Source organism: Priestia sp. HNGD-A6, assembly GCF_045784335.1.
Lineage (GTDB): Bacteria > Bacillota > Bacilli > Bacillales > Bacillaceae_H > Priestia > Priestia zanthoxyli.
This window is the reverse complement of sequence record NZ_CP138621.1, coordinates 4422688-4449053: the sequence shown is the minus strand read 5'-3', so window position 1 is coordinate 4449053 and position 26366 is coordinate 4422688. Positions and strand designations below refer to the sequence as shown.

Here is a 26366-nt window from a genome sequence, read left to right as displayed (position 1 = left end):
GCGGATAGGCAGTGGAAAAAGCTCGAATTAGCGGATGGCAGCTGTTTGTGTTAATTACGCTCTTTGAGATTGGCAGCGCCTTTTTAGTCGGCTTAGCAATGGACTCTAAGCAAGATGCTTGGATTGCTATTTTAGTTGGTATGATCAGCAGCTATGCACTTATTTTTATGTATTCTCGCTTGCACCGCTATTATCCGGATTTAGCCCTGACGGAGTATATCGAAAAATTATTGGAAAAGTGCCGGGACGCATACTTGCTTTTCTTTACATATTATATTTTGCGAATGGAGCCGCGCGGGTGCTGCGCGATTTTGGCGCGATGCTTCTTACGTTCGTCTATCCCGATACGCCGCTTTTTATAGTGAACGCTTTACTGATGCTCGGAATTATCTATACCGTTCGCCAAGGAATTGAAGTAATGGCACGTTCGGCGGAACTGCTGTTTTTCTTCATTTACGTACTCGCCGTTGCTGGCTTTATTCTTATTTTTGTTTCCGGCCTCATTGATTTTACAAGCCTGCGGCCGATTCTTGAAAAAGGCATCGCTCCGGTGCTTCGCGTTGCTTACAGCCAAACGCTTTATTTTCCTTTTGGTGAAGTGATTGTATTTGCAATGATTTTCCCGTATACAAAAAATGTGAAAAAGACCGCTCTGATTGTATTCAGCGCAATCACGTTAAACGGTGTTAATCTTATGATCACAATGATTGTGAATATAGGTGTGCTGGGCGTTACCTTAACATCGAGGTCTGCTTTTCCGCTTTTAAGCACCGTTCAAAGCATTCAATTTGTAGGGTTTTTAGAGCGGCTTGATGTATTTTTTATGGTGGCTTTAATCACTGGCGGTTTCTTTAAAATCGGTCTGTTTTTCTACGCCACTGTGCTGGGCCTTTCCCACGTGTTTGAGCTTAAAAACCCGTCACCGCTTGTATTTCCAATCGGCTTGGTCATTTTGTTTTATTCATTGTCTCTTGCTCAAAACTATTTCGAACATGTCTATGAAGGTTTAAAAATTATTCCGTTCACTTTACATCTTCCGTTTCAAATTGTCATTCCTGCTTTTTTACTCGTGATCGCCTTTTTAAGAAATCGAAAACAAGTACAGTCCGTCACTGTGAAAAAGACCGCAGAAAATTCGTAGTATGTCCATTTCTCTATTGGATTTAATCTCCTAAAATTATACAATATAGTCAAGAAGCCAAAAGGAGAACCAATATGATTGGATTAATTCTTTCTATTTTAGTATTTAACGTTCTTGCTTTTAAAACAAACAAGCGCTTCACAGCAAATCAAGTTGTACACATTTGGATGTTCACCATTGCTGCTCAGCACATCTTTGACGTCTTTATTAATTTCAAATTTCACGGCTACTGGTATTTTACACAAGAGACGGACTGGCAAGGTATTTTTGCTTATACTGTTCTCATTCCGCCTGTAAACATGCTTTTTCTTACCTACTATCCCCTTGCCGGGAACCTCACAAAAAAAGCCACCTATATTTTATTTTGGTCGGTTGCTGTTTTACTTTATGAAGTAGTGGCTCTTCTCCCTGCTCCTTGGGGTTATTTTCACTACGGATGGTGGACGTGGTGGTATTCGCTCCTCTTAAATCCGCTGTTGTTTTGGATGGTGGTGCAGTATTACCGGTGGGTGTGTAAAATTGAAAAAAGAGCGATCACTTAAAAATAGAATAGCCTTTGGATCAGCACATCATCATTTTCAGGACCTGCAATAAAATGAGTGTCTGCTTCTCCGCTGGCTATTCTTTTTTATTTAAAAACGTCTTTAGACAAGGAAACTTGCTTTTCTTTTTCTTTTCCAACTAACGACACAAGGAATCCTGCTATTCCGGCTATACATAGAACCACTAATAGACCAGTAGTGCCTACTAACAAGCTCACCGCAGCAGACGCTAACATCCCTCCAATATAGCGAAAAGTAGAATAAATGCCCGATGCAGTGCCTGATTGCTCTTTTTTGACGGATTGGATATTCATAGCCTGCATAGATGAAACACCGATTCCTGCTCCCACTCCTCCTACTAATAAAGATACAATGGTATAAGAAATGGAGGCACTTGCTAAGTGGAAATAAAGCATCGCCGCAAGCAGTGAAATAAGAAATGATAACCGTATCGGATGTTCTTTCCCTACCTTTTCCGCTAACAATCCTCCTAGCCAAGAAGAAATAGACATGGCTAATGAAAAAAAGAAAAGAAGCAAACCAATTAAACGAATATCATACTGCTTCTCTAGCAAAAGAGGAACAAACAAAATAGTACTATACATCATAAAATTGCTGCATAGAATAGAAAGATTTGAAGAAAAAAAGGGACGAACCTTAAAAAGCTTAAAATCAATCAGCGGCTCTTGGACTTTGCGTTCTTGCACAATGAAAAGAACGATAGACGCTATGCATATAAAAATAGTCCACGCATTAAACAAATCACGGTGCGTCAGCATTAGCGTAAAGCTCGTCATGCTCACTCCAAGCAATAAAGCGCCCCCTATATCCAGCATTTTTGCTTTTTGTTTTACGTTAGACGGCACGTATATAAATGAACAAATCAGCGATAGAACAGCAAAAGGAACGTTAAACCAAAAAATCGACGTCCATCCAAGATACTTAATTAAAAAAGCACCTAATACAGGCCCTACAGCTGCTCCTAGCCCCATTGATAATCCAAATAACCCAAGCGTTCTTCCAAGCTTTTCTTTTGGTAAACTGTGTCTCATAATCGCTGTTGCATTAGGAGTAGCCAGTGCACCTCCTAATGCTTGCAGCGTTCGAAAAACGGTGAGCGAAAGTAAGTTATATGAAAACACACAGGCGGCAGATCCCACTAGAAAAATAATCATTCCAGCTACGAACATCGTTTTATTTCCATATAAATCCCCAAGTTTCCCCGCAATGGGCTGAGCAACTGCCATCACAATTAAATAAATAGTTACCACTACTGATACATGTACGATGGAAAGATGAAGCGCTTTTGCAATAGACGGTAAGCCTACCGCAATCATAGTGGAATTAACGGGAATTAAAAAAGTTCCCGTTAAAATAGAAAAGATAATCAAAGACGGCTTACTGCTGTTCAATCGTCACCACTCCGTTAGTTCCGTCTACGGTAACAACATCTTCGTCTTTTAGTAGATCCACGGCTACTTTTGTGCCAAGAACCGCTGGAAGTTTATATTCACGAGCCACTGTTCCTGCATGAGATAAAATTCCTCCTGCATTGGTTACAATCGCGCCAGCAAGCGAAAATAACGTGGTCCAAGCAGGTGCTGTTGTTTCACACACAAGAACATCTCCTTGTTTAAGCTTAGAAAATTGACTTGGATCTGAAATGATTTTTACCACTCCCGTATAAACACCTCTTGAAGCGGCACTTCCTTTAAAGATTTTTTGCGTTTCATCTACTTCTGGAGGCCCCATTTTCCCGAATACCCGCTCTAATAAAGGATCTTCTCCTGTTTGAGGAGGCGTTCCATAAGCAGGCGGCGTTTTTTTATGACGATTTTCTTTAAACTCCTGCTTTCTATTGGCGATAAGTTCATGAGATGCCACGGGTTTTTTTAATACCTCCAGCAATTCATCGTAATAAAAATGAAAAATATCTTGAGGCTGATGAATCACTTGGTGATCAGCTAAAAGAGTTCCTACATTCAGCAGAAAAAGTCTTGCTGTAGCAGGCAGCATCGCATCGATATAAAAATGATGATCTTCATCCAACCCCCATGCGTCCAAAGCCCATCCATAAAACAGCTTAAACTGCTCTTTTTCTTCGCACTCCGGCATGTTTGCGAGTACATCACGGTAGCTTTCTTCTCTCTTTTTTACGACGTCTTCATAATTTTTCTTGAAGTCGTAATCTTTACGCACATAGCCAGCAATAATCGATAGCGCATGTAAAGGATTTTCTACCCACGTCTCATCAATAAACTCGTGCGAATTTGCAGAACGATAGCCATACTCATTTAAAAAGCTTTGCAGATTCTTTAAAAATTCTCTGCCTTCAGCTGTGCCTAATAGATTTGCTTCTATTTCTTCTGACCTTTGTTCCGTAAAAGCTTGTTTTAACGGGCCGGAACGCTTTACCGTGTCAGTTAGTTCCCACAGTGCTTGATCCGTTTCAAGTGACTTGTTCATCACGCCTTCCAGCAGATCATATACGTAGGCGGTATTCGCGTCTCCCGTCAAGTTTCCATATAGCTCTTCTAAAATCATTCCTAAATCACTTCTTGGCATGACAATTTCAAAGTGGAGCTGCCAAGCTTTTTTATAAAAATTATGCAGCTCTTTTACTTTTTTCCCTGCTTCTTTTAAAGATAAAGGACGTTCCGCATTTCTTTTGACTTTCGTATAAAAAGGTAAAAACACCTCATTAACGTACTCGTATAATCTAGGTTTAAGTCGAGGCAACAGCGGCTTCACTGCTTTTTGGTGCTCCTTTAAGCGATCATTTACGTCACCGGGAAACGGGATATTTTGCTGATACATTTTTCCATCAGCTAATTTCACTACAAATTGAGCAATAGGCAGTTTTAACGTTTCAAAACCTTGCTTTGTCCCATACGTCATTGCCGGAAGCTGAAAAGAAGCGTATAAAGGGCTTAGTGCATGTGCGATATGTAAATTATCTTGTACCCAAAACCCCGTTTGTTTTTCTTCCTCACTTAAAAATAGGTCGTTTTGAAATGCAGATAATACGTTCATTTGATTTCCCCTTTCCTTTTCATTATGTAGTAACCGGTCTTACTTGAAGCAGATAAATATCTTCATCTTTTATGGCAAATTCAATGTCTACAGCGTACTGGCAATACTCCTCTACTTGATTCGTTAGACGAAGCAGCTGTAGTGCTGTTTCATCTGATATAGAAAATTCATTTTTTTCTTTATTCGTTGTCATCGCTTTTGTTATTCCTGTAAAACCTGACACTAGCTTATATTCTTTTAATCCTAGTTCTTTCATTATATTCCTTGTCTGTTTATGAATAATAAATAAATCCGGCGTAACACCACCTGATACGATTCCTTCTCCTAAGCCGTACGCCACGTTAATGACCACTTCATCTTCACTTTCTGTAATAGGATTTACGCTAAAAATTACTCCCGATACATCGGCTTCAACCATTCCTTGTACAAGGACACCCATCTGGGGATTAGAAAGCGAAATTTCCTTATCTTCGGCATACGCTTGAACCATGGATGAAAAGTAAGAAGCCCAGCATCTTTTTATACTTGCCAAAAGTTCTTCGCTGTTTCTTACATTTAATATCGTTTCATACTGTCCGGCAAAAGACGCATTTTCCAAATCTTCAAGTGCGGAAGAAGATCTTACGGCTACGGCTTTTATACCAGCACCTTGAACGTTAGCATACGAAGAAACAATTTCTTTTTGCAGAGCTGCAGAAAACGTACCGCTTTGAATCTTCTTTTCTATGACGCTGCTATCTTCTGTTTTTATTTCTATTTGGTTAAATGTTAAAAAGGAAAGTAATGCGTGAGATGTCAAAACAAATCCTTTAGGGATATGAGAAACGTGCTGAATCATTTTTGAAAGATTGTAAGCTTTTGAACCTACTGCTTGAAGTTCTGCATAACATGCTTTTTCTAAAGAGACGATATGCAATTACTTCACCTCCTTTCATTTACGTCAAAAGATCATCAAATACAGCGATAAAATTCCACTTAAATCCATGGTGGAGTTTTATAAAATTAACCTAATTTTAAATATCTTTACAAAAAAATCACAAACCACATTCACTAGAATATGATTTGTGATCTTTTTTATAACTAACACATTTGAAATTCGTATTGTTTTGACAAATTAAACTGTATCTCTATCCTTCTTCTCCCTCACGAACTCCACCACAGGCCCGACAATAATACAAATCCCTGCGATAATCAGCCAGCCAAACGCCAAAAGAGTATAATTAGATATTTTCTCCTTTCACACACAAAAAAGCCGGCACATTTGCACCGGCTTAAGCATAAATTTTCGTTTTCATCGTGTGCTATTTCCTCACATGAATGGTCTGAGTAATAAAAAACGACAGCCACTCGGGCTGTCGTTTTTTTATTATTGAGATACCATTACTTTTTGGCGAACGTGCTCTAAGTGATCACGGACCGCTTCTGCTGCTTCTTCTGGCTCTCCATTTTTAATCGCTTCAAAAATGCGTTCATGGTCAGCATCCGTTTGCTTGCGATTTTCTTTTTGGCTTTTATTTAATGAATAAGCAAGCGCTTTTCGATATAAATGCCCTAAATCTTCTACAGCATGAAGAAGGAATGAATTATGAGCTGCTTTCACGATATCATGGTGAAAACGATAGTCTGCTTCATGTCCAATCTCTTCACTGTTATGAACCGTCTTTTTAAATGCTTCTAACGATTCTTTAATTTCAATCAGTTCTTCATCTGTGCGGCGCAGCGCGGCTAAGCTTGCTGCCTGCGACTCAATGATAATACGCATTTCAATTAATTCAAGAACCTGATCTGCTTCAACCATTTCAAACGTCATTGGATCAAGCATGCCCACTAAGTTTACACGCTTTACGTAGCTTCCTCCGCCTTGTCTTGATTCAATCAATCCACTGGCAGAAAGAACGCTTAGCGCTTCACGAATCGGTGCGCGGCTCACTCCAAACATTTTTGACAGTTCATGTTCCGACGGTAAACGAGACTCTGGCGGGAACGTTTTCTCTTTAATCATCTTCTTTAATTGATCAAGCACTTGACTAGATACTTTTTTACGCTCAATAGGTACAAACATACTTCTATTCCTCCTCCAAGTAATTATCTCTCTCTCTTTTTTTAGTGTTCATCGGACCCAGATTAACTATGTGTATTCCGATTTATGTAAACGCTTCAATCTTTGTATTACAAGTATACATTATTTCAATTCAAATGTGTTGATAAAATTTTACTATTATTGTTATTATACCATGAAAACAAGTTATAAATGAATAACGATTCATGGTTTTTTGATATAATACCACTATCTTACATATAATCCGTATACAATCATAATCGCCGCATCCGCTAGCGCATGACTGATGATGGCCCCTTTGATACCATATCGCTCTCTTATATACGCCCACATCATACCTGCTGAAAAGACGCCTATTACCGAGATCATATTAAACGGAAATACGAAAACAGGAAGGATAATGAATACGTGATAAAGCGTATAAAAGCTTGATGTAACAGTGCTCGAAGCAAGTACAGAAACATGCTTTTTCACTTTATTTTGTATATACACCCGCCAATACATTTCTTCTAAAACAGGATTAATAAAAATCAAAACGACGGCTAAAACGGCAACTTTCCACCCGCTAAATCCCCATATTTGCAAAACCGCTTGCATATCTTTCACATGAAAGATTTTACCAGAAAAAAGCAGGCTGCTTCCAATTATCGCAGCAGCACATAGAATTCCGCTGAGAGTTCCCACATACAGAGATTTCTTTGTAAGCGCTACCTTAAAGTTAATTTTATTATTCGCATATAAAATCATAAACATCCAGCCGTAAAAGCAAACAAATGTTACCAACACATTTTGGATAAGCCACAAACCGAAAAAAACAAAGATTGTAGGCATGAACAGCAAAAACAAAAATTTTATCACGTTTATGGCGCACCTTCTTTAAAAGCCGCTTTTCTTTTACCAAGTAAACCTTTCGTCTTCAAAAGGTTTACTATCTTTTATCTTATAAAAGTCCAGTGTTATTTTCAATTATTTTTTAATTCTTGCTCCAGCTCGCGAAGACTTTCTGCCAGCTTTTTCTTTTCTTCTTCAAAGTGAGCATCGTCTTTAAAAGCTGAAGCTAAAGGCGCTGCCTCTTCATTTTCTCTTAGCCAATCCGGCGTCAATTCTTTGCGAACTACACGCTTTTTATTGACGTAGGAAATCGGCTTTTCAGTCTGGTGACTCGCTAGCGTACGCTGTGATGTTACATAATGCTTATGAAAAAGATGCTGTTTGATATAAGCAAACGCTCGAATCGTATCACCGCTGTATTTAGGCTCGTAGTGATCGAATGCTTCATGCAGTCCTGATAGCGCCGTTTCTAGTGGTATTTCGCTTTTTGCGACTTCGTACATATGCTTCAAGTCATTCGCTGAAGGATACATCCCTCGGTTTCTTCTAGCAATAAAAGCGACTTCCAACGTTTGGGCGTAAGCGTCATGCGCGTCTTCTTCTCTTTTTATTTGATTTGTATTTTCTGCTGTAGTCTCTGTTAATGACGCTTTCACTGTGACCGGCTCCGCTGCTTCAATTTGACTAGCCCTTTCTGTCAAATTGACATCTTCGAGCTCTTCAAATTCATCGCTTGGCATAAGCTTTTCTAATTGCTCATAATCAATTCGGTACCAAACCGTGTTGTTAAATTTAGAGCGGTTGTATTTTCCTTTTATAATTAACCCTTCTTTTTCAAGCTTTGAAATGATGCGTTGAATCGTTGAAAGCGACCAAAACGGAAACTGCTGCAGCCACTGCTGATTGGTATTGTATACCCACGTATATCCGTCCTGCACGTTCACGCTTTTTTCAAGCCAGTAGTGAAGCTGCTGAAGAAACAGCGCTCCGTTCACTCCTACTTTGACTGCAAGCGCCGGCAGTACAAGTAACGGCTGATCTTTTAATAATAATTTACTCATTACGTCATCTCCTTTGTTATGTAAAATAGCTACTATATATATACAAAGAAAACGGAAAAACGGGGATATCACCTTTAAATTTATGTTAAAATATAGAAAAAAAAAAAAAAAAACGAGGTGAGAAGATGATACGTCAAGGGAGAATTGGTGACGAAGCGGGCATTGCCCACGTACACGTAGAAAGCTGGAAATCGACTTATAAAGGACTTGTTCCGGATTCTTTTTTACATTCGTTGAACGCTGAAAAGCGAAAAGCCGTCTGGAAAAAGCAGCTGGAATCAAATTCTGTTTTCGTTGCAGAAGAAAACGGTCAAATCGTAGGCTTTGCTTCTTATGGTAAAGAAAGAACCAACAAGCATCCTTCCTATACCGGAGAACTGTATGCCATGTATTTACTCACAGAGCATCAGCGAAAAGGAATTGGCAAAGCGCTTATGCATAAAATAGCGCAAGAGCTTGTAGACCGTGATATACATACGATGCTCACATGGGCTTTTGAACAAAACGGCGCCTGTCAATTTTATGAAGCGCTTGGCGGAAAAAGAATCGATCGCGCCGACGTTATCATTGATGGTACATCTCTATCTGAAGTGGCTTTTGGGTGGGACACACTTGAAAATTTGTAGGACAACTCTCTGGACAGATTTTTTTCTTCACGGTAAACTGTTTAGTTGGTATAAAAAGAAAGGATGACTTACCGTGACGAATTCTACTTATCGAAACATTATTTTGCTCGTTCTTTGCGTAACAGCAGGTATCGTCGATGTAATTGGCTACTTAAGCCTTGGCCATATCTTTACTGCAAATATGACGGGAAACATCGTGCTGCTTGGGTTAGCAATCGGAAACTCGCTTGAAACAACTGTTTTTCATTCCCTCACAGCTTTAGGAGGTTTTATTGTAGGAGTTGTAGGAGCTGCAATCCTAGTTGGAAACAAAGAAAAAACGTTTTGGCCTAAAGCCGTAACGATTGCCCTTGGAATAGAAGGATTGATTTTACTTGTTTTTGCACTTTTATCTTCGTTTTCTCCTTCTTTACACTTAACTTACTTATTTATTTTCTTATTAAGCTCAGCAATGGGTCTTCAAACAACGGCTGCTCGAAAGCTTGGCGTAGCCGGAATTTCTACAACTGTATTAACAGGGACGCTTGCTAACTTCTTTGAAGACGTAACGGCACGTTTTCGCAGCCCTCGCTACCGCAAAACGTTTAACACCGATGCGATTCTTCGCGCGCTGTCTCTTGTGCTTTACTGCTTTGGCGCTGTTATCGCCGCACTTGCAGAGCCAGCTTATAAATTTGAAATTATTTGGCTGCCAATTGTGATTCTATTAGCCATTATCATTTTTGTCAGCACGAAGTTTCGTTCTGATTCAGAAAACAAATAATAATAAAAAACCCGTTTCAATAAAGAAACGGGTCTTTTATTTTCCGGATAGTGCCCCTAACACGCCAAAAATAATGGCGACCACAGGTCCTACAATAAATAGTCCAATTAAAATTGATCGTATAGCTTCCCATAGAAACCATAAAGGGCCTTGCCTGGACTCTGCTTTTTCCACTCTTTCCTCTAGGTGTTCGACTCTTTGCTGAAGCTTCGCTAATTCCTGCGTAACATCTATTTGTTCGCTCATCGCTCAAGCTCCTTTTTTACTCTACATTACCATATACTTCCTTACCAAAACTACTATTTATTTGTGATCACTTCAATGCCGATTTCGCGATAAGCATTTAACACGGTTTCGTTCACATGTTCTTCTGTAATGAGCCAATCTAGGGAGTTGGCTGAGCTGAACGTGTACGTTGAAGACGTATTGAGTTTTTTAGCTGTTACAATAGCCGCTACTTCACTCGCACTTTTTATCATTTGACTTTTGATGTGCATTTCTTCAAGCAAAGGAATGCTCATACCGATTTTAGGATCGATTGCGTATACGCCTAAAAAACAAAGATCCGCTCGAATTTGCTTAAGCGTATCAACCACGCTTTGTCCTACTGTGACCATCGATTCTTTTCGAAACGTTCCTCCAAGAGAAACAACTTCTACAAAGTCATGTTCCGCTAGTGCAACGGTAATTAACGGACTGTTTGTAATAACCGTAACGTTTAAATTCTTTGGAAAAGCTTTGACGAGCTGAATATTTGTTGTACTTCCGTCCATCAAGAGCACCTGCCCGTCTTTAATTAACGGAAGCGCCGCAACGGCAAGTGAATGCTTAACATCCATCAATTCACGTTTACGCTCTTTGTAATCAACCGCAGACGTGGAACGCGGAAGCGCTCCTCCGTGTACGCGCTGCAGCAGACCAAGCGCGTCCATTTCCCGCAGATCTCTGCGGATTGTATCTTCTGAAACGTTCAGCGTTTGGCTAAGCGTCGTAGCTACAATGCGCCCTTCTTTTTCAAGCAAATTCATAATTTGTTTGCGTCTTTCTTGTTTTAACATTGCTTGTTCACCTGTTTTCTTTCTGCTTTTTACTTTATTATACTTGTTTCTTTTGTAAAAACAATGTAAAAACGCTTGATTATCAGTGTTTTTTCGTTTATTGTAGAATAAACAAGATAAAACATGCAAAAACAAGTAATAATAGTCAAAGGGAGAGATAGTTTATGAAGATGATTTTTACAGACTTAGATGGAACTCTTTTAAATAGCAGCAGTGAAATTAGCACAATTAATGCAGAAGCAATTAAAAAAGCGCAAAAACACGGAGTTGAAGTCGTGGTTGCTACGGGGCGCGCTTATTTCGACGTGCAGGAAATTTTAAAAAAAGCTGAGCTTTCCAACCTTTGGGTGATTGCCGCAAACGGAGCGACTATTCATGACCCGGACGGACAGCTCAGACATTCTGTTCCAATTGATGCCCATCACGTAAAAGAAGCGCTTCAGTGGCTGGATGCAAACGAATTTTATTATGAAGTGTTTGCTGAACATGCCATTTATACGCCAAACTCAGGCCGTGAGCTGCTGGCCATTGAAATTGACCGAGTAAAAAGCGCCAATAAAAACGTGGACGAAGAAATACTTCATCACGCTGCCGCTAAGCAGTACAGCCAAACGGGATTTGCCTTTGTTGCATCGTATGAAGATATTTTAAATACAAACGCTGAGCTTTATAACGTATTGGCTTTTTCATTTGATGATGAAAAACGAAAAAAAGGCTGGGATCACTTTAGCAAGCAGCACGACATGACCCTTGTCTCTTCCGCTGATCATAACTTTGAACTCGAACACAAAGATGCGTCAAAAGGAAACGCATTAAACTACGTTGTAAAAGAGGTTGGCGCTTCTCTTCACGATACCATTGCCATTGGAGACAGCTTTAACGACGTATCGATGCTGCAAAGAGCTGGAAAAGGAATCGCTATGGCAAATGCGCATGCAGAAATTAAAGCACTAGCTGATGACGTTACATTAACAAACGATGAAAACGGAGTAGCTTCCGTTATTGAAAACGTGTTAGAAACGCAGCTAAAAGCACATTAAAAAAACGCTTGGCGTATGCCAAGCGTTTTTAAATGGTCATGCGATAAAGACCGACAAACCAGCTGAATAGCGCAACGAAAAACAGCAGCCACGCGCTGGTTTTCTTTCTTTTTTGCCATTCAATTGCTCCTAAAACTAGCATCGTTAAGCCTAGAAGTATATTTAAAAGCGAAAGGAACTGGTCATTGTGAGTGAGCATCATATAAAGAGCCAGTCCAACGGTAATAATTGAAAAAATAAGCTGTAATGCTTTTAACAAAAAATCTCTCCTTACTTGTAGTTCACTTCTTCATTCACGCACGTCACTAAAGGCTTTTTCTCAAGACCTAAAAGCAGGTTCTGTACGGCTAGATCTGCCATACGATTGCGCGTCTCGTACGTAGCGCTTCCAATATGCGGCGTTACTAGCACATTTGAAAGCTGCAGCAGCTTGTGATCTGCCGGAAGCGGCTCTGGGTCTGTTACGTCCAGTGCGGCATACGCAATTTCTTCATTTTTCAGCGCTTCGTACAGTGCTTCCGTGTCCACTAATCCTCCGCGCGCTGCGTTTACAAAATACGCGCTGTTTTTCATAGCTTTAAATTCCGCTTCTCCAAACATGCCTTTGCTTTGATCTGAAAGCGGTACTAAGCATACGATACAGTCAGCTGTGTGAAGCAGTTCTTCAAACGAAAGATATACGGCATCAAGCTCTTTTTCGGCTTCATGCTTGCGGCTTCGGTTGTGGTAAACGATGTTCATCCCCGATGCCTTTGCTCGTCTGGCAACGGCGCTTCCGATATCGCCCATTCCAACAATACCAAGCGTTTTTCCAAATAAATCAACGCCAAATACCGTTTCCCAGTTTCCTTGTTTCACTTTTTCATAGCCTTCATGAATGCGGCGAGCTGCTGACAATAAGAGACCAAACGTTAAGTCTGCCGTTGCTTCTACTAGCACTCCTGGCGTATTGCTAAACGGCACGCCTTTTTTGGTACACGCTTCGACATCTACACTGTCATACCCGACACCCGATTGAGAAATAACGCGCAGATTCGGTGCTGCTTCTAACAATTCTTCATCTACTGTAATGTGGCCGATATTAAAAAAGCCGTCAGCATTACGAAGCCAGTCGCGCAGCGTTTCTTGTGGAATCTTCCCTTCTCCTTCCCACATTTGAATATCGCAGTGTTCCGCTAGCTTTTCGTAAGCGTTTGGCCACGTCTTTCCAGACATAACAACTTTGTATTTCGCCATGTTGATCTCTCCTTTTCCTTGTTCACTCATATGTATGAATAGTAACTAGCTATCCTATCATAAGACTACTATAAAGATGAAACTTTTTCCATTCAGGAACCGTATTTATAGTAAGGGGGAATACGAATGTTTGAAGATGAAATGATATTTGAAGATGACCCGTCCGGAGATGACATTGTTTTTGAAGGTGATGCTGACCTAAGCGGAGGCGCTTTTTTTCCAGACGATGCGTTATTTAACGGAATGCCTACGTTTGTTATGCTATTTTTTTTTATTGTTATTGGTATTTTCTTATTTTCTATTTTTAAAGGAATCAGCACGTGGAGCAAAAATGAGCAGTCTCCCCGTCTATCTGTAAAAGCAAAAATTACGGGCAAACGGACAAACGTCCAGCACCACAACAGTCACGCTCACGAACATCACCACTCTCATACGTCTACAACTTACTACGTAACCTTTCAATTTGAAAGCACCGACCGCTCTGAATTTACTGTTTCAGGCAGCCAGTACGGCAAGCTTGCAGAAGGAGACGAAGGAATACTGACGTTTCAAGGAACTCGTTTTTTGGATTTTCAAAGAAATCTCAGTGAAGAACATACAGATGCTTAGCTTATGACCTCGTGCTTTTAGAGGTCTTTTTTACTGGAGTGAGGCATTTATACAGCAAACGACCTATTTGTGCCCTTTTTACACTGTAGAAGAACGTTAATCCGTATAAAAACATACCGTGTAACACATTCATTTAAGCAGGCAGGTGATTTTATGTATTCTCCTTATTCAGGAAGCGGCATCTACTACGGACATTACGGAGAGGCCCCTCATTCGCACCCTATTCAAACAATACTGACGCAATACTGGCACGAAACCCACTATCCAGGCCCACACAAAAAATATGTTCACGTGTATTATCTCAACCCATCTTCTCTTCATTATTATCCAGCCTATCGAACATTTTTGTAAAAAATTGGTTATTTTCAGACTTTTATATTGTAAAATTAATCCATATACTTTTTATTTGGAAAGGAGGTTAAAAAACAGTGCATAATTCGACAGCAAAAAATAGTGTGGCAATCACCACTTTGCTTTCTGCACTATTTTTCTGCTCTATCATAGTTCTTGCTTCGCTTTCACCTCTAGCAGATTCAGGTCCAAACGTTAATACGTTCGGTTCAGTAGGAATGTGGTTATCTCTTGGCATGATTCTATTTTTATATTTGCTGCCTTTAGCTTTTTATATGATAGGAATCAACTTCTTAAAATTTGTGATGGCCGCTTTTTGTAGTATTGGACTTTTAATCGCTGCTAGTACTCTATTACTGATGCCGGCTCTGTTTTTATTTGGACTGGAAGATTTCTCAGGAAACTTAGCTTCCATCATAGGTGTAATGATTTCTTGTTTGGGCTTACTGATTACGAATATTGTATGGTTAGTTGCTGCGTTTAAAAGACCGTCAACCACCGTGCAGGAAAGCGTTTAAAATGGTGAAGAGATGGCATACTAATTTTTCAGTTAAAGACGAATAAAATGGAGAGATGAGCTGAACCGCTTGTTACACCGCTGTTGATTTCCGTGCAAGACTTCGCTTTCCGCGGGCGGCCGGTGAGCCTCCTCGTAGCTTACGCTCCTGTGGGGTCTCACCTGTTCCGCTTTCCCCGCAGGAGTCTTCGTCTTGCCCTCCAATCACCAGCTAGAAGCAGCCACATACATGAAACTATCAATAAAAAATCCGAACGAATTTCATTCTCTATTAAGGTTCTCCATTCATCGTTCGGATCTTCCTTCAACTAAAATACGTTTATCCCAGCCGCTTTTTATAGCTCGGTAGGCAAGTAGTGCAAATACATATCCAAGCAGTCTTCGTGCTGAGACAACACGTCCATTGTTTCTTTGCGGGATTTTGTATAAATAGTCGCATAGTCTACTTCACCCTGTGCAGGATTTACTGGAAAAGCCAGTTTTTCTTTTTTTAGCGAAAAGTCGGCTTGCACTTCTTCTTTATTTCCTCTCGCGTCTAATCGAATCCATTTCTTTTCACTTTTGATGTAGACAGCATTTAACGCATGAATACAGTAGCCTGTGTCTATCGTATCCCCAAGGATTAATCTTTGATAACAAAAGCCTGTCGGAATCCCTTCTGCACGCAGCAAAGCGGCTAGTAGATTAGATTTGCTGTAACAAATTCCTTCCTTTTCTTTTAAAGCCTCTGAAGCCGTTTTCGTGATGATTCTGCTTTGAATATCCCATGAATGAGAAACTTTATCTCTCACAAACTCGTACGCTTTTTTTATGTACGCTATTGGAGAATAAGGCGAGCCGCTTTTGAGTTCACGTACCTTTTGTTGAATCAAAGAATGTGTAAAATTCACTTCAGGAAGTTCTTGCGTGTAGTCTTCTTTTTCCAACGATTCACAAATTAACTTCATTTACTTTTTTCCTCCTCTTATCTTCACTGTATGTTTTTTTATTCATAATATTGAATTTTATTACATATTTTTGTATAATGAAAGACCACTTAAACGGAAAACGATAGTAGATACGAGATTGAAAGAGGTTTTGTTTTTGGTGACGTTATTTTTAACAAATGTGCTGCTCGGTCTTTCGATTGCCCTTCCCGTTGGTACGGTAACGATTGAAATGACGAAGCAAGGTTTAAAAAATGGTTTTCTTCACGGCTGGGTTGTGGGACTTGGAGGCATGACGGTTGATTTGTTGCTAATTGTGCTTCTTTACTCTGGACTGGCTTCTTTTTTGTCTGCTCCTTTTATCCAGCTTGTTATGTGGCTTGTAGGGGCACTTTTTTTACTTTATATTGGCTATAACAGCATTAGACACGCGGATCATGATATAACGGCTCCTGGAGAACACGTAAAAAAGTCGTTTGCCTCTTCTTATGTGAACGGAATCTTTGTTGCGATTTCTCCGAGCAATCTCATTTTTTGGCTGAGCGTATTTGGAACGGTGCTGACAAATTCGCTTCAAGCCTCTCACTCGTTTCATTTCCTAGTGATTGCTGCCGGAATATTAACGGGAATTTTAATTCATGACCTGGGCTTAATGACAATTGTCTCTGGAACTAGAAAAGTGCTGAATCAGCTTTATATCAAATGGGTTTCTATTGCGGCTGGATGTATCTTAATTGGCTTTTCATGCTATTTTCTCTACCAGTTTATTGGGAATCTGGGCATGTACTTTTAATGTTTCTACATATTTTATGACTTACTATATCCCCTCTTTATCTAGTATAAAGAGGGAATTTTTATAATCTATCAGGGACTATCAGACAAAAAGTTCACAATTTCGTCACATTTCTATTGATTTTTTTCTCTTTTTATACGAAAATATAAAAAAGGGAGGAAATATCATGAAAATCAAAAAAGCACTTCGCATCTTCATTGGATCAAACGTCCTTGTATTATTAACATTTGGCCTTCTTCCAGCACTGTTAGTTAACCCTGATATTGACCTAATTCAATCATTTATTAATTATATAGGCAAGGATTAATTCCACTTGAAATAGTCAAAATTTTCAATCTGTTATTTTTATAAAAAAAGACAGCGCAGGCTGTCTTTTTTAGTAGGTTTTTTATTTAGTTGAAAACAGCTTTTTCACATCTACTTTTTGATCTTTAACAATCGTATACGTGGCCTGCTTTTTATCTTTAAAATTAAATGCTTTTATGTAGTCATTATCGTAAATCGTTAAGCCGTACGCATCTTTTCCGTTTTCAACGATTTTTACCCAGTAAGACTGGTCAAACTTTGGATCGAGTTCCTTGCTTTTTTTCACTTCTACTTTTGCCAAAGAATGTACGATTTGCTTTATCTCTTTTTTATCATCTACTACACGTTTTCCTTCATCCGTATCTATTTCAATACGCGTAACGTTTGCTTCATCTACTTTTATGACGTCTTTTAACTGATAGGCTTTCCCGGTATATGTAAAATAAAATACGATGATAAATAAAAGTGCAGCTATAATAATCGTTCTTTTTTTCAAAAGGAACCTCCTTTTCTACATCACGCTGCATTCAGGTGATACACCTTTTTATTCCTCCTGTTCCGCATCCTTTTAGTACAATGCTGCTTCCTACAAGTAAACTATAGATTAATCCCGGAACAGGAAGTATTAACGTTATCATCAACAGTAACATGCCCGTACTTGTAAGAGCTACTCCTGCAGCTCGATTTTTCATTCATTTCACCGCCATCTCTTGGTGAATTTTTTATATGAAGCAATAGAAATAGTATTAATCTTCTACCTACTTATGTATTGTTCGCTTATAGGTCAGAATCGTCAACACGCCTACTAGGAAGATCGTTGCTTCACATTACCTTTTTTTAACTAACTTATGATTTATGAAATAAAAACAGCTCATCTACTGTTGCTCCCAGTTCTTGGGCCAGCTGGAAAGCCAGCGCTAAGCTTGGATCATACTTATTGTTTTCAATTGCGTTAATCGTTTGTCTCGATACGCCGCATACTTTCGCCAATTCATCTTGAGACATCCGCTTGACTTTACGCAGTTCTTTAATTCGGTTTTCCACCATTCATCACTCATCTCTAAAATGTAAAAAACTTTTTACACCCATATCTTATATTATCTTCCTTGTTACTGTCAAATATGTTTGACAAAGTAGCGTCTTTTACATAACTGAAATAGAGATTGAAACAAAAGTAGGTTAGTTGAAGGACAAGGCGAACGAGTTTGGTTAAGAATTCACCTCTTGCTAATTTTTTTATGCGTATGATGAACGTAGGTTTCGTGTATGTAGGTGCTTCTAGCTGATGATTGGAGGGCAAGGCGAAGACTCCTGCGGGAAAAAGCGGAACAGGTGAGACCCCGCAGGAGCGCAAGCGACGAGGAGGCTCAGCGGCCGCCCGCGGAAAGCGAAGCCTTGCACCGAAATCATTAGCGGTGTAACAAGCAATTCATAGTAGTAACATTAAAGCTCCTTACTCATATTAAACCACTGCACGCCTGCATGCTGGGACTGCGCAACTCCTTGATTCACATATCCATTTTTTTCGTAAAACGGAATCAATTCTTCTTTACACGTTAAAGTCACCGTTACGCGCTGTTTGTTCCGCGCTTGTTTTTCAAACTCTTTTAGCAGCATACTGGCAATTCCTTTGTGATGATGCTTGGGATTTACAACGATACCCAAAATACTTTGATAACCGCCTGTCTCAGGGTTCGAAATCGTTTTTTCAAACAAATCATCCGTAATAAACGGAGCTGAAATAACGGGTCCGTTCACATATCCGATTATTTCTTCATTTTCTTCGGCGATGATAAACGTATCAGGAATGGTTTTAATTCGCGTGATAAATGCATCTTTTGAGGCAGCTTCTTCAGGTGTAAACCCTTTGTTTTCTAATGTAATTAATTGGTTTAAATCTTTTTCATCCACTTGTCTTATAATCATTGAAACGATTCCTTTCATTATGTATTTCTCTTTTTTCTCTAAAAGCTTCTATTATATATAACTATCTCTTTCTACTATATATAAAAATGCCCAAACAAAAAAGGATTGACCTCTGCATCATACAGAATTCAACCCTACTTCGCTTTTTAATGAACGTCTTGATTATTTGATAAATGCCCCAAACGGCTTGCCCACTGGAAGCACAACTCGACCGTAGTGAGTATTTAATACAGCCGCTGCAGATCCATAGAATGAAAACAGAGCAATTAATAGCTCTGACACTGCTGCTAGTAAGTGCGTGTATTCATATGCCACACCAAATGTACTTAGCGATAATCCAATAAATAAGAAATCAATTAATACAAAAATAATAAATAATACTTTATGAGTGCCCATTGCTCCAATCGTCATAAAAACGCTGAAAATTAAGTAGCCGACAAAAGCAAATGCGAGCTGCTTCGGATCCGCTTCTTTTGCGAGCGCTTCTCCAAATGCGCCAAGCTGAATAAGCCATGTCATCGCTACACCTAGCCAAAATAAACCGAAGGCACCAAAAGCCGTTGCGCCGAAGGTATTATTATGTTTGAAATCTTGCATAGACGCAATTAGCTGCCCTATTCCGCCTAAAAAAATTGCCCATGGCAATACCAATGAAACACCATCGGTTACCCCAAGCTTTTGAAACGATGCAACAAGTGTCACCATGGCAAGTCCGAATAGGCCTAGCGCTGATGGATCCGCTGTTACAATTTTAACGTGCTGCGTGCTGTTGTTACTCATGTTGTACCTCCCTGATTTTAAAAACACCTTTAAAAAGATACAAAAATCTACGGGAAGTGTCAATGGATATTTTTGGCCTTTAAAAAACCCATAAGACCAAGCAGTGTAGCGTTTACACTGCTTGGTCTTGACTTTCTTGTTATTAAGCGTTTTGTAATAAATTTTTTCTTGTTTGTTTTGCAGACTCAACCATCACTTTTAAAGCTTCCACCGTCTCGCTGATTCCTCTTGTTTTAAGACCGCAGTCGGGATTAATCCAAAACAATGCAGGATCAAGCACTTTTAGAGCGCGGTCAATGTTTCGTGTCAGCTCTTCAAGCTTCGGTACGCGCGGACTGTGGATATCATATACGCCAAGTCCAATTCCCTGGTTATACGTATGTTTTTCAAACGCATAAATTAATTCACCGTGGCTTTTGGACGTTTCAATGGAAATGACGTCGGCATCAAGCGCTTTGATCGCATCAATAATCTCTTCGAACTCTGAATAGCACATATGCGTGTGAATTTGCGTCTCGTTTTGCACCGATACCGTGGCTAATTTGAACGCATACACCGCGGCGTTCAAGTAGCTTTCCCAGTTTTCTCGTTTTAACGGCAGTCCTTCACGCAGCGCCGGTTCATCTACTTGAATCATTGAGATGCCCTGACTTTCAAGTGCTTCCACTTCTTTTCTAAGAGCAAGCGCAATTTGATTTGCCACGTCGTAGCGCGGGATATCATCACGCACAAATGACCAGTTTAAAATTGTAATTGGCCCCGTCAGCATTCCTTTAACAGGCTTATTGGTTAGAGACTGTGCGTAGACCGTTTCTTTGATCGTCATCGCCTGCTCGTACGAGACATCTCCGTAAATAAGCGGCGGCTTCACGCAGCGAGAACCGTATGATTGCACCCAGCCAAACTTTGTAAATTGAAAACCTCCTAATTTTTCACCGAAGTATTCAACCATGTCCGTGCGCTCAAACTCTCCGTGCACAAGGACATCTAAGCCGATGTTTTCTTGAATTTCAATCCATTTTTTGATTTCAGCGTTAATGTACGCTTCATACGCTTTGTCGCTTAACTCTCCTTTACGCCACTTCAGACGCTCTTTTCGCACTTCTTTTGTTTGCGGAAAGCTTCCAATTGTTGTCGTTGGAAGAAGCGGCAGTTGAAATGCTTCTTGCTGAACGCGTTGACGTACGTCAAACGGCGCTTGGCGCTCTGCTTTATAGCTGTCCAGCTGCTTCAGCTCTTTTTGCACGTCTTGATGATTTCGAAAAGATGATCCATTTAATGCTTGAATCGCTTTTTTGCTTACACTTATTTCTTTTTCTATTGCTTCTTTTCCTTGCTGCACCGCTTTTGTTAAAAGCGTGATTTCCTTTAGCTTTTCATCTGCAAAAGACAGCGCGTTTTTTAGAATTGGCTCAATGGTTTTTTCGCTTTTCACCGTGACAGGAACATGTAATAAACTTGATGAAGGCTGCAGAATCAAACGGTCTTTTGATACAGCTTCTTCAATTTCACTGATTGTTAAAAGCTGTTCGTCCAAGTTTTCACGCCAAATGTTTCGTCCGTCAATCACTCCTGCTGCCAGCACTTTATCAGTCGGAAACCCATATTTATTAAGCGCCGTGAGATTTTCTCCTCGGTCATGTACAAAATCCAATCCAATTCCGTGAACAGGAAGAGACACAACTTCTTTGTAGTAATCAACGCTGTCAAAATACGTTTGCAAAATGACTTTTACATTCGGTGCCGCTTTTTTCAAAGCTTCATAGACTTCTTTATACAGTGCCAGGTCTTCTTTTGATAGCGTTGTAGCTAAAACCGGCTCATCTATTTGTACCCACTCTACTCCTTCTGCCTGAAGCTCAGCTAAAATAGTCGCATAAAGAGGAACAAATTGTTCAACTACTTTTTTAAACTCACTTTTTTTATATCCTTTTGACAGCTTCACAAATGTTACTGGACCTAAAATAACGGGTTTGCCTTTGATATTCAGCTTTTGTTTTGCTTCTTTGTAAAATTGAAGCGGGCGATTTTCTACAAGTGCCGGCGTACATTCCTCAAGCTCGGGTACGATGTAGTGATAATTTGTGTTAAACCATTTTGTCATCGTAGAAGCTACCGCACCTTTTGTTCCTCGCGCGATGTCAAAATACGTTTCAAGCGATACCGGGCCTCCGCTATATTCAAAGCGCTTTGGCACCAAACCAAACATAGCCGCTGTATCTAACACGTGATCGTATAAGCTAAAATCGCCGACTGGAATTAATTCAATTCCTGCGTCACGCTGTTTTTTCAGATGTCCTAGACGAAGAGCTTCAATTTCCTGAAGAAAGATATCTTTCTCTAGCTTTCCTGCCCAAAACTGCTCAAGCGCTTTTTTCCATTCTCGTTTTTCACCAATTCTTGGATAACCTACATTTGAACTTTTTACACTGCTCATTTTTTCCACTCCCTGTATATTTTTTTATCGCTAAACTAAAAAATCTCCCTTTTCGAAATGAAAAGAGAGATGATACGCATACTTAACTAAAGTTGAGATAGCCTGTTTTTCTCAACACGTATTCCTCACTCCTCTCTATATCCCGTAGAGCTTAAGTGCATACAACAGGCAGGTCTCCTGACTTAGGTTCATCGCTTCCTATCCCTTCCCATTTCAACATGAAACAGTGGTTAATAAGTTGCTCCCCATTACAGTGGCGGGACCGCGCCGGCTTTTCACCGGTCTTCCCTTTTAAGCTGCGTACATTCGTTACACAGCACCTGATGCATTTCTATGAAATTGTTCATTCAAAACACCTTTACATAAAATAAAAAGCCTCTCTATTATGAATAGAGAGGCATAGTATCTATGAAATCCTCTCTTATTTTTCAAAGCTGTACGCTTTGCAGGATGTAGCACCTTTTTAACAAGATTGTTAAATGGTTGCCGGGCTTCACAGGGCCAGTCCCTCCGCCTCTCTCAATAAGAGTTTTAATTGTTTATAATATTTTGAATGTAGAGTCATCTTAACACCTTACATTTATGTTGTCAAAAGAAATTTCAAAAAAATTAGTTTTCAGGAGGCGTTGACGCTAATTTTTGCCTTAATAATTTGTAATCATCTTTTCGATGTGTTTCGATCAAGTCTTTTGCTCCTTGATGATACCCTGAAGAATAAATGTACTCTACCGCCGTTTCGATAAGCATTCTCTTTTCTTCCGCACATTCTCGGTCCATTAGGGGGAACAGTCTACCTAAAAGGTCATTTAAATCTTCCTTAATAAAACGATTGAGTCCTTCTTGCATCTTTTCGTTTGCCATGATAGCTCCTCCATTTGCTGTGTATGTTTTAAGCCTCTATAAACACGCATTTCACTGTGAATGTTAAGATAAAGTTAAGTCATTAAACAGTATATCAAGTGAATGTTTTTCTTCAATTACATATGTAATACAAATATATGACAAATATAGAGAATATATCATCATTCACTATCTATTATAACGCTTGGCTTAGCCTTCTGCTACAAGGTTTCGTACGGTTTTCCAAAAGAGGTTGAGACATAACGAAGTGAATCCAATCTAAAGGCAAATGGGATTCATGAGCTGAATCGCTTGTGACACCGCAGTTGATTTCCGTACAAGACTTCGCTTTCCGCGGGCGGTCGCTGAGCCTCCTCGTCGCATAAGCTCCTGTGGGGTCTCACCTGTTCCGCTTTTCCCGCAGGAGTCTTCGTCTTGTGCTCCAATCACCTGCTAGAAAGACCTATACACATGAAATCTACGTTTACCCTAATAAAAAAATGAACCACTAATCAAGCATCTTGATCAATGGTTCATTTTTCATTTCGCCTAAAACCCTTTTTTCCCAGCCTCTTTTTTTTGAACCTTGCTTTCTACTTTCTTGTTTTTACAAACAACTTCTTCGAGGTCGTCCAAAATCCTTCCAAAGAAGAGGTCCTAAAATGTCGTACCGGCTAACAAAAAACTCCGTAAAATTATAATTATTTAAAATTAAAGGCGGTTCAAAGTCAAGGGGAGCACCCGCGCCTCCTGATAATACAAAATCAGTACCTCTTCCAAGCGTAAACGACCCGTTTCTGTTTTTTCTAATAAACTGCTCGTCATACGCATGCACGTGGCTGACTAACACTTTTTTCACGCGATGTTCTTGAATTAAATCAAAAAATTCTTGACTTTGAGGAGTCGTTACAGGAAAACCTCCCAGGTCTGACCACCGGCCAATATTTGGCTGCGCATGCATGGCTACAACGGTATTACGAGGAGCATCCTCTAGCTGCTGCTCTAAATAATTCAGCTCTCTATCTGTAAATCCATATATTTTATTCTTGGGACTGATGATATTATTTAATGCGATGCACCGGAAGTTAAAGACAGGAATATCAATGACCCAGTGCACTTTTCCGATAGTGGCTCTGAAGTTTTCGAGGTTGCTTTCTTCAAGGTTTAATTCATCATGATTCCCTACGCATACAAACACGGGAATGTTTGGTGCTATTTTTTCGACAACCTTAACAAAGTGCTCCAAATACCTCTTTTCTCCTGTATACACGGTGTCTCCCCCATGAATAATAAACAGCGGATTCAATTCCACCGCCTTTTTTAACACAAGCTCAAATTCACCGCTCATCGTGTAACAATTATCGTTTGGTCCGTCACCTCTGCTGTCGCCCATAAAAACAAAGTTGAATGGATCTCTCGGATTTAATTGTTTAATTCTTTGCTTTAATAACTTTTCAGAACGTTCATGAAGCGTCAAATTCATCAACTAGTTAATCCTCCTATTACTAAATAAAATTGGTTAAAAGTAAACAAGCTTACTTATTTATATGGAAATTTGCTGATGAAGGTCACTATCTTCTTGTAAGAAGAACGCACATTTAAATGAGTTTCCATAGCCTACCTATTCTTTCATTTTGTTAAGCACGGATAGGACAACATAAAAGCTAGAATCTCAGTATCTATTAATAAGAGCTGGAGCATAATCCAAAGACGAGCAAAGGCCGACATGAGCTGAACCGCTTGTTGCCCCGCAGTTGATCTCCGTGCAAGGCTTCGCTTTCCGCGGGCGGCCGATGAGCCTCCTCGTCGCTTGTGCGACTGCGGGGTCTCATCTGTTCCGCTTTTCCCGCAGGAGTCTTCGCCTTGCTCTCCAATCAACTGCTAGAAGAAATGAAACAGCTGAAACCTGCGTTCACCATAAAAAACGAACCACTAATCAAACACTTTGATTAGTGGTTCGTTTTTCACTTCAGCTAACATATTTTTATCTCAGCACCTTACATTTGAAACATTTACGACAATTAAACATATTTATTACGCTCAACTGGACTTAACGAATTTCTTTCAGAACGAGCTGCCATGTCTGTTTCAATTTGCTCTAGGCTGCGCCCTTTAGTTTCGACAACTACAAAGCGTATGAAGAATAATCCGAGAATACAAATGATCCCAAACGTTGAAAAGATCACACCTAAGCTAAACTGATCGGCTAAAATAGGAAACACAAGCCCTACTGCAAGCGATCCTGTCCAGTTAAAGGCAGATGAAATACCAGCACCGATTCCGCGTACAGAAAGCGGGAAAATTTCTCCTACAATGATCCACGTAAGCGGCGCCCAAGAAAACGCATAGCACAGGATAAAGCAGCAAAGTGCAATTAACGTAACCCAGTTCACGACGGATTCATTAACGCCTACTGCTCCAAGAATAGCCGGGGTAAAAAAGGAAAGAGCCATTCCCGCTCCGCCAACCGTAAGAATAGTACGGCGATTAAATTTATCAACAAACTGCAGAAAAATAAGTGTTGTCACAACGAAGATTACCCCAACAATAACCGTAAAACCAGCAGCTACCTGCGGCGCTAAACCAACTTGACGGGCAATGCTTGTTGCATAATAAACAATCGAGTTTGAGCCTTGAATTTGCTGAAAAGTTGCCATTCCGACACCGATAATTAATGCTAAACGAAACTTTTTATGAAACAGCTGTTTAATGCCTGATTGTTCATGCACAGCTACGCTTTGAATTTCAGATACTTCAGCTTCGACTTCCGCTGCTGAGGAACGAAGCGTGCGCAGCACTTCACGCGCTTTATCTGCCATTCCGTTTTTAATTAAGTAGCGAGGTGACTCCGGAAGCTTGATCATCCCGATGCATAAAACGATCGCAAAAATACCGGCGCTGCCAAGCATTAATCGCCAGCTGTTTGGAACCGGCTCAAAAATAAAGGCTACGATATAGCTTAATAATAATCCAATTACAATCATTAGCTGATTTAAACCTGAAAGCTTCCCGCGAATATGAGCGGGTGCGATTTCTGACATATAGGCAGGAACTAAAGAAGAAGCCGTTCCCACTGCTGTACCTAAAAAGATGCGCGCAATCGTTAACGTAATTTCCTCTGGTGCAATCGCTGAACCGATGGAGCCTAACAGAAAAATGATAGAGGAAATTAAAATTAACTTTCTTCGTCCATACTTATCACCTAATAATCCGCTTAAAATAGAACCGATAATGGCTCCGCCCATTAGCGATGAAACCACAATCCCCAGCCAGAGCGGACTTAAATGAAACGCTTCACGGATATGACCTTCTGCACCAGCAATAATCCCAATATCATAACCGAATAAAATACCGGCAAATGAGCCGAAGAAGAAGATAAACTTACTTGATACTTTACTCATGATTATATCCCCTTTGTATTGTCTTAGTTTTTCTTCCTGCCACACTTATTTAAAACGCTTTCATTTATTTCTAAAAACGGCGTTCTTTTA

General features: G+C 39.9%; 33 protein-coding genes, 1 pseudogene and 2 riboswitches. Of the genes and pseudogenes, 11 read left to right on the top strand and 23 right to left on the bottom strand.

Going from position 1 to position 26366, the window contains the following annotated elements; all coding sequences use genetic code 11:
- The first annotated feature begins 11 nt into the window (after window positions 1-11).
- Window positions 12-1141: pseudogene (locus SCI76_RS22865) on the top strand (GerAB/ArcD/ProY family transporter).
- A 74-nt stretch (window positions 1142-1215) separates the two neighbouring features.
- Window positions 1216-1683, top strand: coding sequence for a hypothetical protein (locus SCI76_RS22860; protein WP_407544433.1), 468 nt, complete (start codon window positions 1216-1218; stop codon window positions 1681-1683).
- A gap of 86 nt (window positions 1684-1769) precedes the next feature.
- Here the strand turns inward: SCI76_RS22860 and SCI76_RS22855 are convergent, their stop codons facing one another.
- The 6 genes from SCI76_RS22855 to SCI76_RS22830 all read right to left on the bottom strand — a co-directional run bounded on the left by SCI76_RS22855 (window position 1770) and on the right by SCI76_RS22830 (window position 8667).
- A complete protein-coding gene (locus SCI76_RS22855) occupies window positions 1770-3095 on the bottom strand; it encodes an MFS transporter (RefSeq protein WP_407544431.1) in 1326 nt (441 codons plus the stop codon).
- Window positions 3082-4716: a PEP-utilizing enzyme gene (locus SCI76_RS22850; RefSeq protein ID WP_063247485.1), complete on the bottom strand. Its 1635-nt coding sequence runs from the start codon at window positions 4714-4716 to the stop codon at window positions 3082-3084. The genes SCI76_RS22855 and SCI76_RS22850 overlap by 14 nt, the downstream gene beginning before the upstream one ends.
- 22 nt (window positions 4717-4738) lie before the next feature.
- Entirely contained in the window at window positions 4739-5632 is an 894-nt protein-coding gene (locus SCI76_RS22845) for a PEP/pyruvate-binding domain-containing protein (protein ID WP_063247486.1), read from the bottom strand.
- Window positions 5633-6082: 450 nt separating this feature from the next.
- Window positions 6083-6778, bottom strand: coding sequence for a FadR/GntR family transcriptional regulator (locus tag SCI76_RS22840; protein WP_013058211.1), 696 nt, complete (start codon window positions 6776-6778; stop codon window positions 6083-6085).
- A 225-nt stretch (window positions 6779-7003) separates the two neighbouring features.
- On the bottom strand, window positions 7004-7633 hold the full coding sequence (locus tag SCI76_RS22835; RefSeq protein ID WP_063247487.1) for a CPBP family intramembrane glutamic endopeptidase: 630 nt from the start codon (window positions 7631-7633) through the stop codon (window positions 7004-7006).
- 104 nt (window positions 7634-7737) lie between these two features.
- Entirely contained in the window at window positions 7738-8667 is a 930-nt protein-coding gene (locus SCI76_RS22830) for a hypothetical protein (RefSeq protein WP_328179628.1), read from the bottom strand.
- 125 nt (window positions 8668-8792) lie between these two features.
- On the opposite strand from SCI76_RS22830, the gene SCI76_RS22825 reads away from it, so the two are divergent.
- Together SCI76_RS22825 and SCI76_RS22820 are read left to right on the top strand one after the other, a co-directional pair.
- Window positions 8793-9293: a GNAT family N-acetyltransferase gene (locus SCI76_RS22825; RefSeq protein WP_028414706.1), complete on the top strand. Its 501-nt coding sequence runs from the start codon at window positions 8793-8795 to the stop codon at window positions 9291-9293.
- A gap of 73 nt (window positions 9294-9366) precedes the next feature.
- Window positions 9367-10056 carry a YoaK family protein gene (locus SCI76_RS22820; protein WP_028414707.1) on the top strand — a complete coding sequence of 230 codons (690 nt, stop codon included), beginning with the start codon at window positions 9367-9369 and terminating at the stop codon, window positions 10054-10056.
- Window positions 10057-10092: 36 nt separating this feature from the next.
- Here SCI76_RS22820 and SCI76_RS22815 read toward each other — a convergent pair whose 3' ends face one another.
- The gene (locus tag SCI76_RS22815) at window positions 10093-10302 is read right to left on the bottom strand and encodes a hypothetical protein (RefSeq protein WP_028414708.1); all 210 of its coding nucleotides are present in this window, start codon (window positions 10300-10302) and stop codon (window positions 10093-10095) included.
- Window positions 10303-10355: 53 nt separating this feature from the next.
- The gene (locus SCI76_RS22810; protein ID WP_014458988.1) at window positions 10356-11114 is read right to left on the bottom strand and encodes a DeoR/GlpR family DNA-binding transcription regulator; all 759 of its coding nucleotides are present in this window, start codon (window positions 11112-11114) and stop codon (window positions 10356-10358) included.
- A 164-nt stretch (window positions 11115-11278) separates the two neighbouring features.
- On the opposite strand from SCI76_RS22810, the gene SCI76_RS22805 reads away from it, so the two are divergent.
- Window positions 11279-12154 (top strand): Cof-type HAD-IIB family hydrolase, encoded by an 876-nt coding sequence (locus SCI76_RS22805; RefSeq protein WP_063247489.1) that lies wholly within the window; start codon window positions 11279-11281, stop codon window positions 12152-12154.
- A gap of 28 nt (window positions 12155-12182) precedes the next feature.
- Here the strand turns inward: SCI76_RS22805 and SCI76_RS22800 are convergent, their stop codons facing one another.
- Together SCI76_RS22800 and SCI76_RS22795 are read right to left on the bottom strand one after the other, a co-directional pair.
- Window positions 12183-12413, bottom strand: a complete 231-nt coding sequence (locus tag SCI76_RS22800) for a DUF3953 domain-containing protein (RefSeq protein ID WP_049165787.1) — start codon at window positions 12411-12413, stop codon at window positions 12183-12185.
- 11 nt (window positions 12414-12424) lie between these two features.
- Window positions 12425-13390: a 2-hydroxyacid dehydrogenase gene (locus SCI76_RS22795; protein WP_407544424.1), complete on the bottom strand. Its 966-nt coding sequence runs from the start codon at window positions 13388-13390 to the stop codon at window positions 12425-12427.
- 126 nt (window positions 13391-13516) lie between these two features.
- Between SCI76_RS22795 and SCI76_RS22790 the strand changes: the two genes are divergently transcribed.
- The 3 genes from SCI76_RS22790 to SCI76_RS22780 all read left to right on the top strand — a co-directional run bounded on the left by SCI76_RS22790 (window position 13517) and on the right by SCI76_RS22780 (window position 14868).
- A complete protein-coding gene (locus tag SCI76_RS22790; protein WP_255902043.1) occupies window positions 13517-13999 on the top strand; it encodes a DUF2500 domain-containing protein in 483 nt (160 codons plus the stop codon).
- 153 nt (window positions 14000-14152) lie between these two features.
- Window positions 14153-14350: a hypothetical protein gene (locus SCI76_RS22785; RefSeq protein WP_047750298.1), complete on the top strand. Its 198-nt coding sequence runs from the start codon at window positions 14153-14155 to the stop codon at window positions 14348-14350.
- A 77-nt stretch (window positions 14351-14427) separates the two neighbouring features.
- Window positions 14428-14868 (top strand): DUF5391 family protein, encoded by a 441-nt coding sequence (locus SCI76_RS22780; RefSeq protein WP_275210954.1) that lies wholly within the window; start codon window positions 14428-14430, stop codon window positions 14866-14868.
- A gap of 72 nt (window positions 14869-14940) precedes the next feature.
- On the opposite strand, the gene SCI76_RS22775 is transcribed toward SCI76_RS22780, so the two are convergent.
- Window positions 14941-15075: a hypothetical protein gene (locus SCI76_RS22775; RefSeq protein WP_255293408.1), complete on the bottom strand. Its 135-nt coding sequence runs from the start codon at window positions 15073-15075 to the stop codon at window positions 14941-14943.
- Window positions 15076-15202: 127 nt separating this feature from the next.
- On the bottom strand, window positions 15203-15814 hold the full coding sequence (locus SCI76_RS22770; RefSeq protein WP_328175094.1) for a transglutaminase-like domain-containing protein: 612 nt from the start codon (window positions 15812-15814) through the stop codon (window positions 15203-15205).
- Between the two features lie 139 nt (window positions 15815-15953).
- On the opposite strand from SCI76_RS22770, the gene SCI76_RS22765 reads away from it, so the two are divergent.
- Window positions 15954-16586: a LysE family transporter gene (locus SCI76_RS22765; RefSeq protein WP_255906648.1), complete on the top strand. Its 633-nt coding sequence runs from the start codon at window positions 15954-15956 to the stop codon at window positions 16584-16586.
- Window positions 16587-16752: 166 nt separating this feature from the next.
- Entirely contained in the window at window positions 16753-16893 is a 141-nt protein-coding gene (locus tag SCI76_RS22760) for a hypothetical protein (RefSeq protein WP_013058226.1), read from the top strand.
- Between the two features lie 81 nt (window positions 16894-16974).
- Here SCI76_RS22760 and SCI76_RS22755 read toward each other — a convergent pair whose 3' ends face one another.
- From SCI76_RS22755 to SCI76_RS22745, 3 genes are all read right to left on the bottom strand, one after another.
- Window positions 16975-17388, bottom strand: a complete 414-nt coding sequence (locus tag SCI76_RS22755; RefSeq protein ID WP_255902054.1) for a DUF5301 domain-containing protein — start codon at window positions 17386-17388, stop codon at window positions 16975-16977.
- Window positions 17389-17419: 31 nt separating this feature from the next.
- On the bottom strand, window positions 17420-17584 hold the full coding sequence (locus SCI76_RS22750; RefSeq protein ID WP_255902057.1) for a hypothetical protein: 165 nt from the start codon (window positions 17582-17584) through the stop codon (window positions 17420-17422).
- A gap of 154 nt (window positions 17585-17738) precedes the next feature.
- Window positions 17739-17939, bottom strand: coding sequence for a helix-turn-helix transcriptional regulator (locus tag SCI76_RS22745; protein ID WP_063247495.1), 201 nt, complete (start codon window positions 17937-17939; stop codon window positions 17739-17741).
- A gap of 242 nt (window positions 17940-18181) precedes the next feature.
- On the opposite strand from SCI76_RS22745, the gene SCI76_RS22740 reads away from it, so the two are divergent.
- Window positions 18182-18313, top strand: coding sequence for a hypothetical protein (locus SCI76_RS22740; protein ID WP_255906674.1), 132 nt, complete (start codon window positions 18182-18184; stop codon window positions 18311-18313).
- A 22-nt stretch (window positions 18314-18335) separates the two neighbouring features.
- Here the strand turns inward: SCI76_RS22740 and SCI76_RS22735 are convergent, their stop codons facing one another.
- The 8 genes from SCI76_RS22735 to SCI76_RS22700 form a co-directional block, all read right to left on the bottom strand.
- Complete coding sequence (locus SCI76_RS22735; RefSeq protein WP_033580157.1) at window positions 18336-18836, bottom strand: GNAT family N-acetyltransferase; 501 nt, start codon at window positions 18834-18836, stop codon at window positions 18336-18338.
- A 144-nt stretch (window positions 18837-18980) separates the two neighbouring features.
- Window positions 18981-19598 carry an acetate uptake transporter gene (locus SCI76_RS22730; protein WP_048019411.1) on the bottom strand — a complete coding sequence of 206 codons (618 nt, stop codon included), beginning with the start codon at window positions 19596-19598 and terminating at the stop codon, window positions 18981-18983.
- Between the two features lie 142 nt (window positions 19599-19740).
- Entirely contained in the window at window positions 19741-22035 is a 2295-nt protein-coding gene (gene metE, locus SCI76_RS22725) for a 5-methyltetrahydropteroyltriglutamate--homocysteine S-methyltransferase (RefSeq protein WP_407544418.1), read from the bottom strand.
- A gap of 149 nt (window positions 22036-22184) precedes the next feature.
- Window positions 22185-22374: riboswitch (cobalamin riboswitch) on the bottom strand.
- 79 nt (window positions 22375-22453) lie between these two features.
- A riboswitch (SAM riboswitch) is annotated at window positions 22454-22564 on the bottom strand.
- A gap of 80 nt (window positions 22565-22644) precedes the next feature.
- Window positions 22645-22896 carry a hypothetical protein gene (locus SCI76_RS22720; RefSeq protein ID WP_028414722.1) on the bottom strand — a complete coding sequence of 84 codons (252 nt, stop codon included), beginning with the start codon at window positions 22894-22896 and terminating at the stop codon, window positions 22645-22647.
- A gap of 258 nt (window positions 22897-23154) precedes the next feature.
- Window positions 23155-23325 carry a hypothetical protein gene (locus tag SCI76_RS22715; protein ID WP_407544416.1) on the bottom strand — a complete coding sequence of 57 codons (171 nt, stop codon included), beginning with the start codon at window positions 23323-23325 and terminating at the stop codon, window positions 23155-23157.
- Window positions 23326-23482: 157 nt separating this feature from the next.
- Window positions 23483-24358 (bottom strand): metallophosphoesterase, encoded by an 876-nt coding sequence (locus SCI76_RS22710; RefSeq protein ID WP_223546690.1) that lies wholly within the window; start codon window positions 24356-24358, stop codon window positions 23483-23485.
- Between the two features lie 146 nt (window positions 24359-24504).
- Window positions 24505-24753, bottom strand: coding sequence for a hypothetical protein (locus SCI76_RS22705; RefSeq protein ID WP_407544414.1), 249 nt, complete (start codon window positions 24751-24753; stop codon window positions 24505-24507).
- Between the two features lie 143 nt (window positions 24754-24896).
- The gene (locus SCI76_RS22700; protein WP_407544412.1) at window positions 24897-26276 is read right to left on the bottom strand and encodes a sugar porter family MFS transporter; all 1380 of its coding nucleotides are present in this window, start codon (window positions 26274-26276) and stop codon (window positions 24897-24899) included.
- Window positions 26277-26366 lie beyond the last annotated feature (90 nt).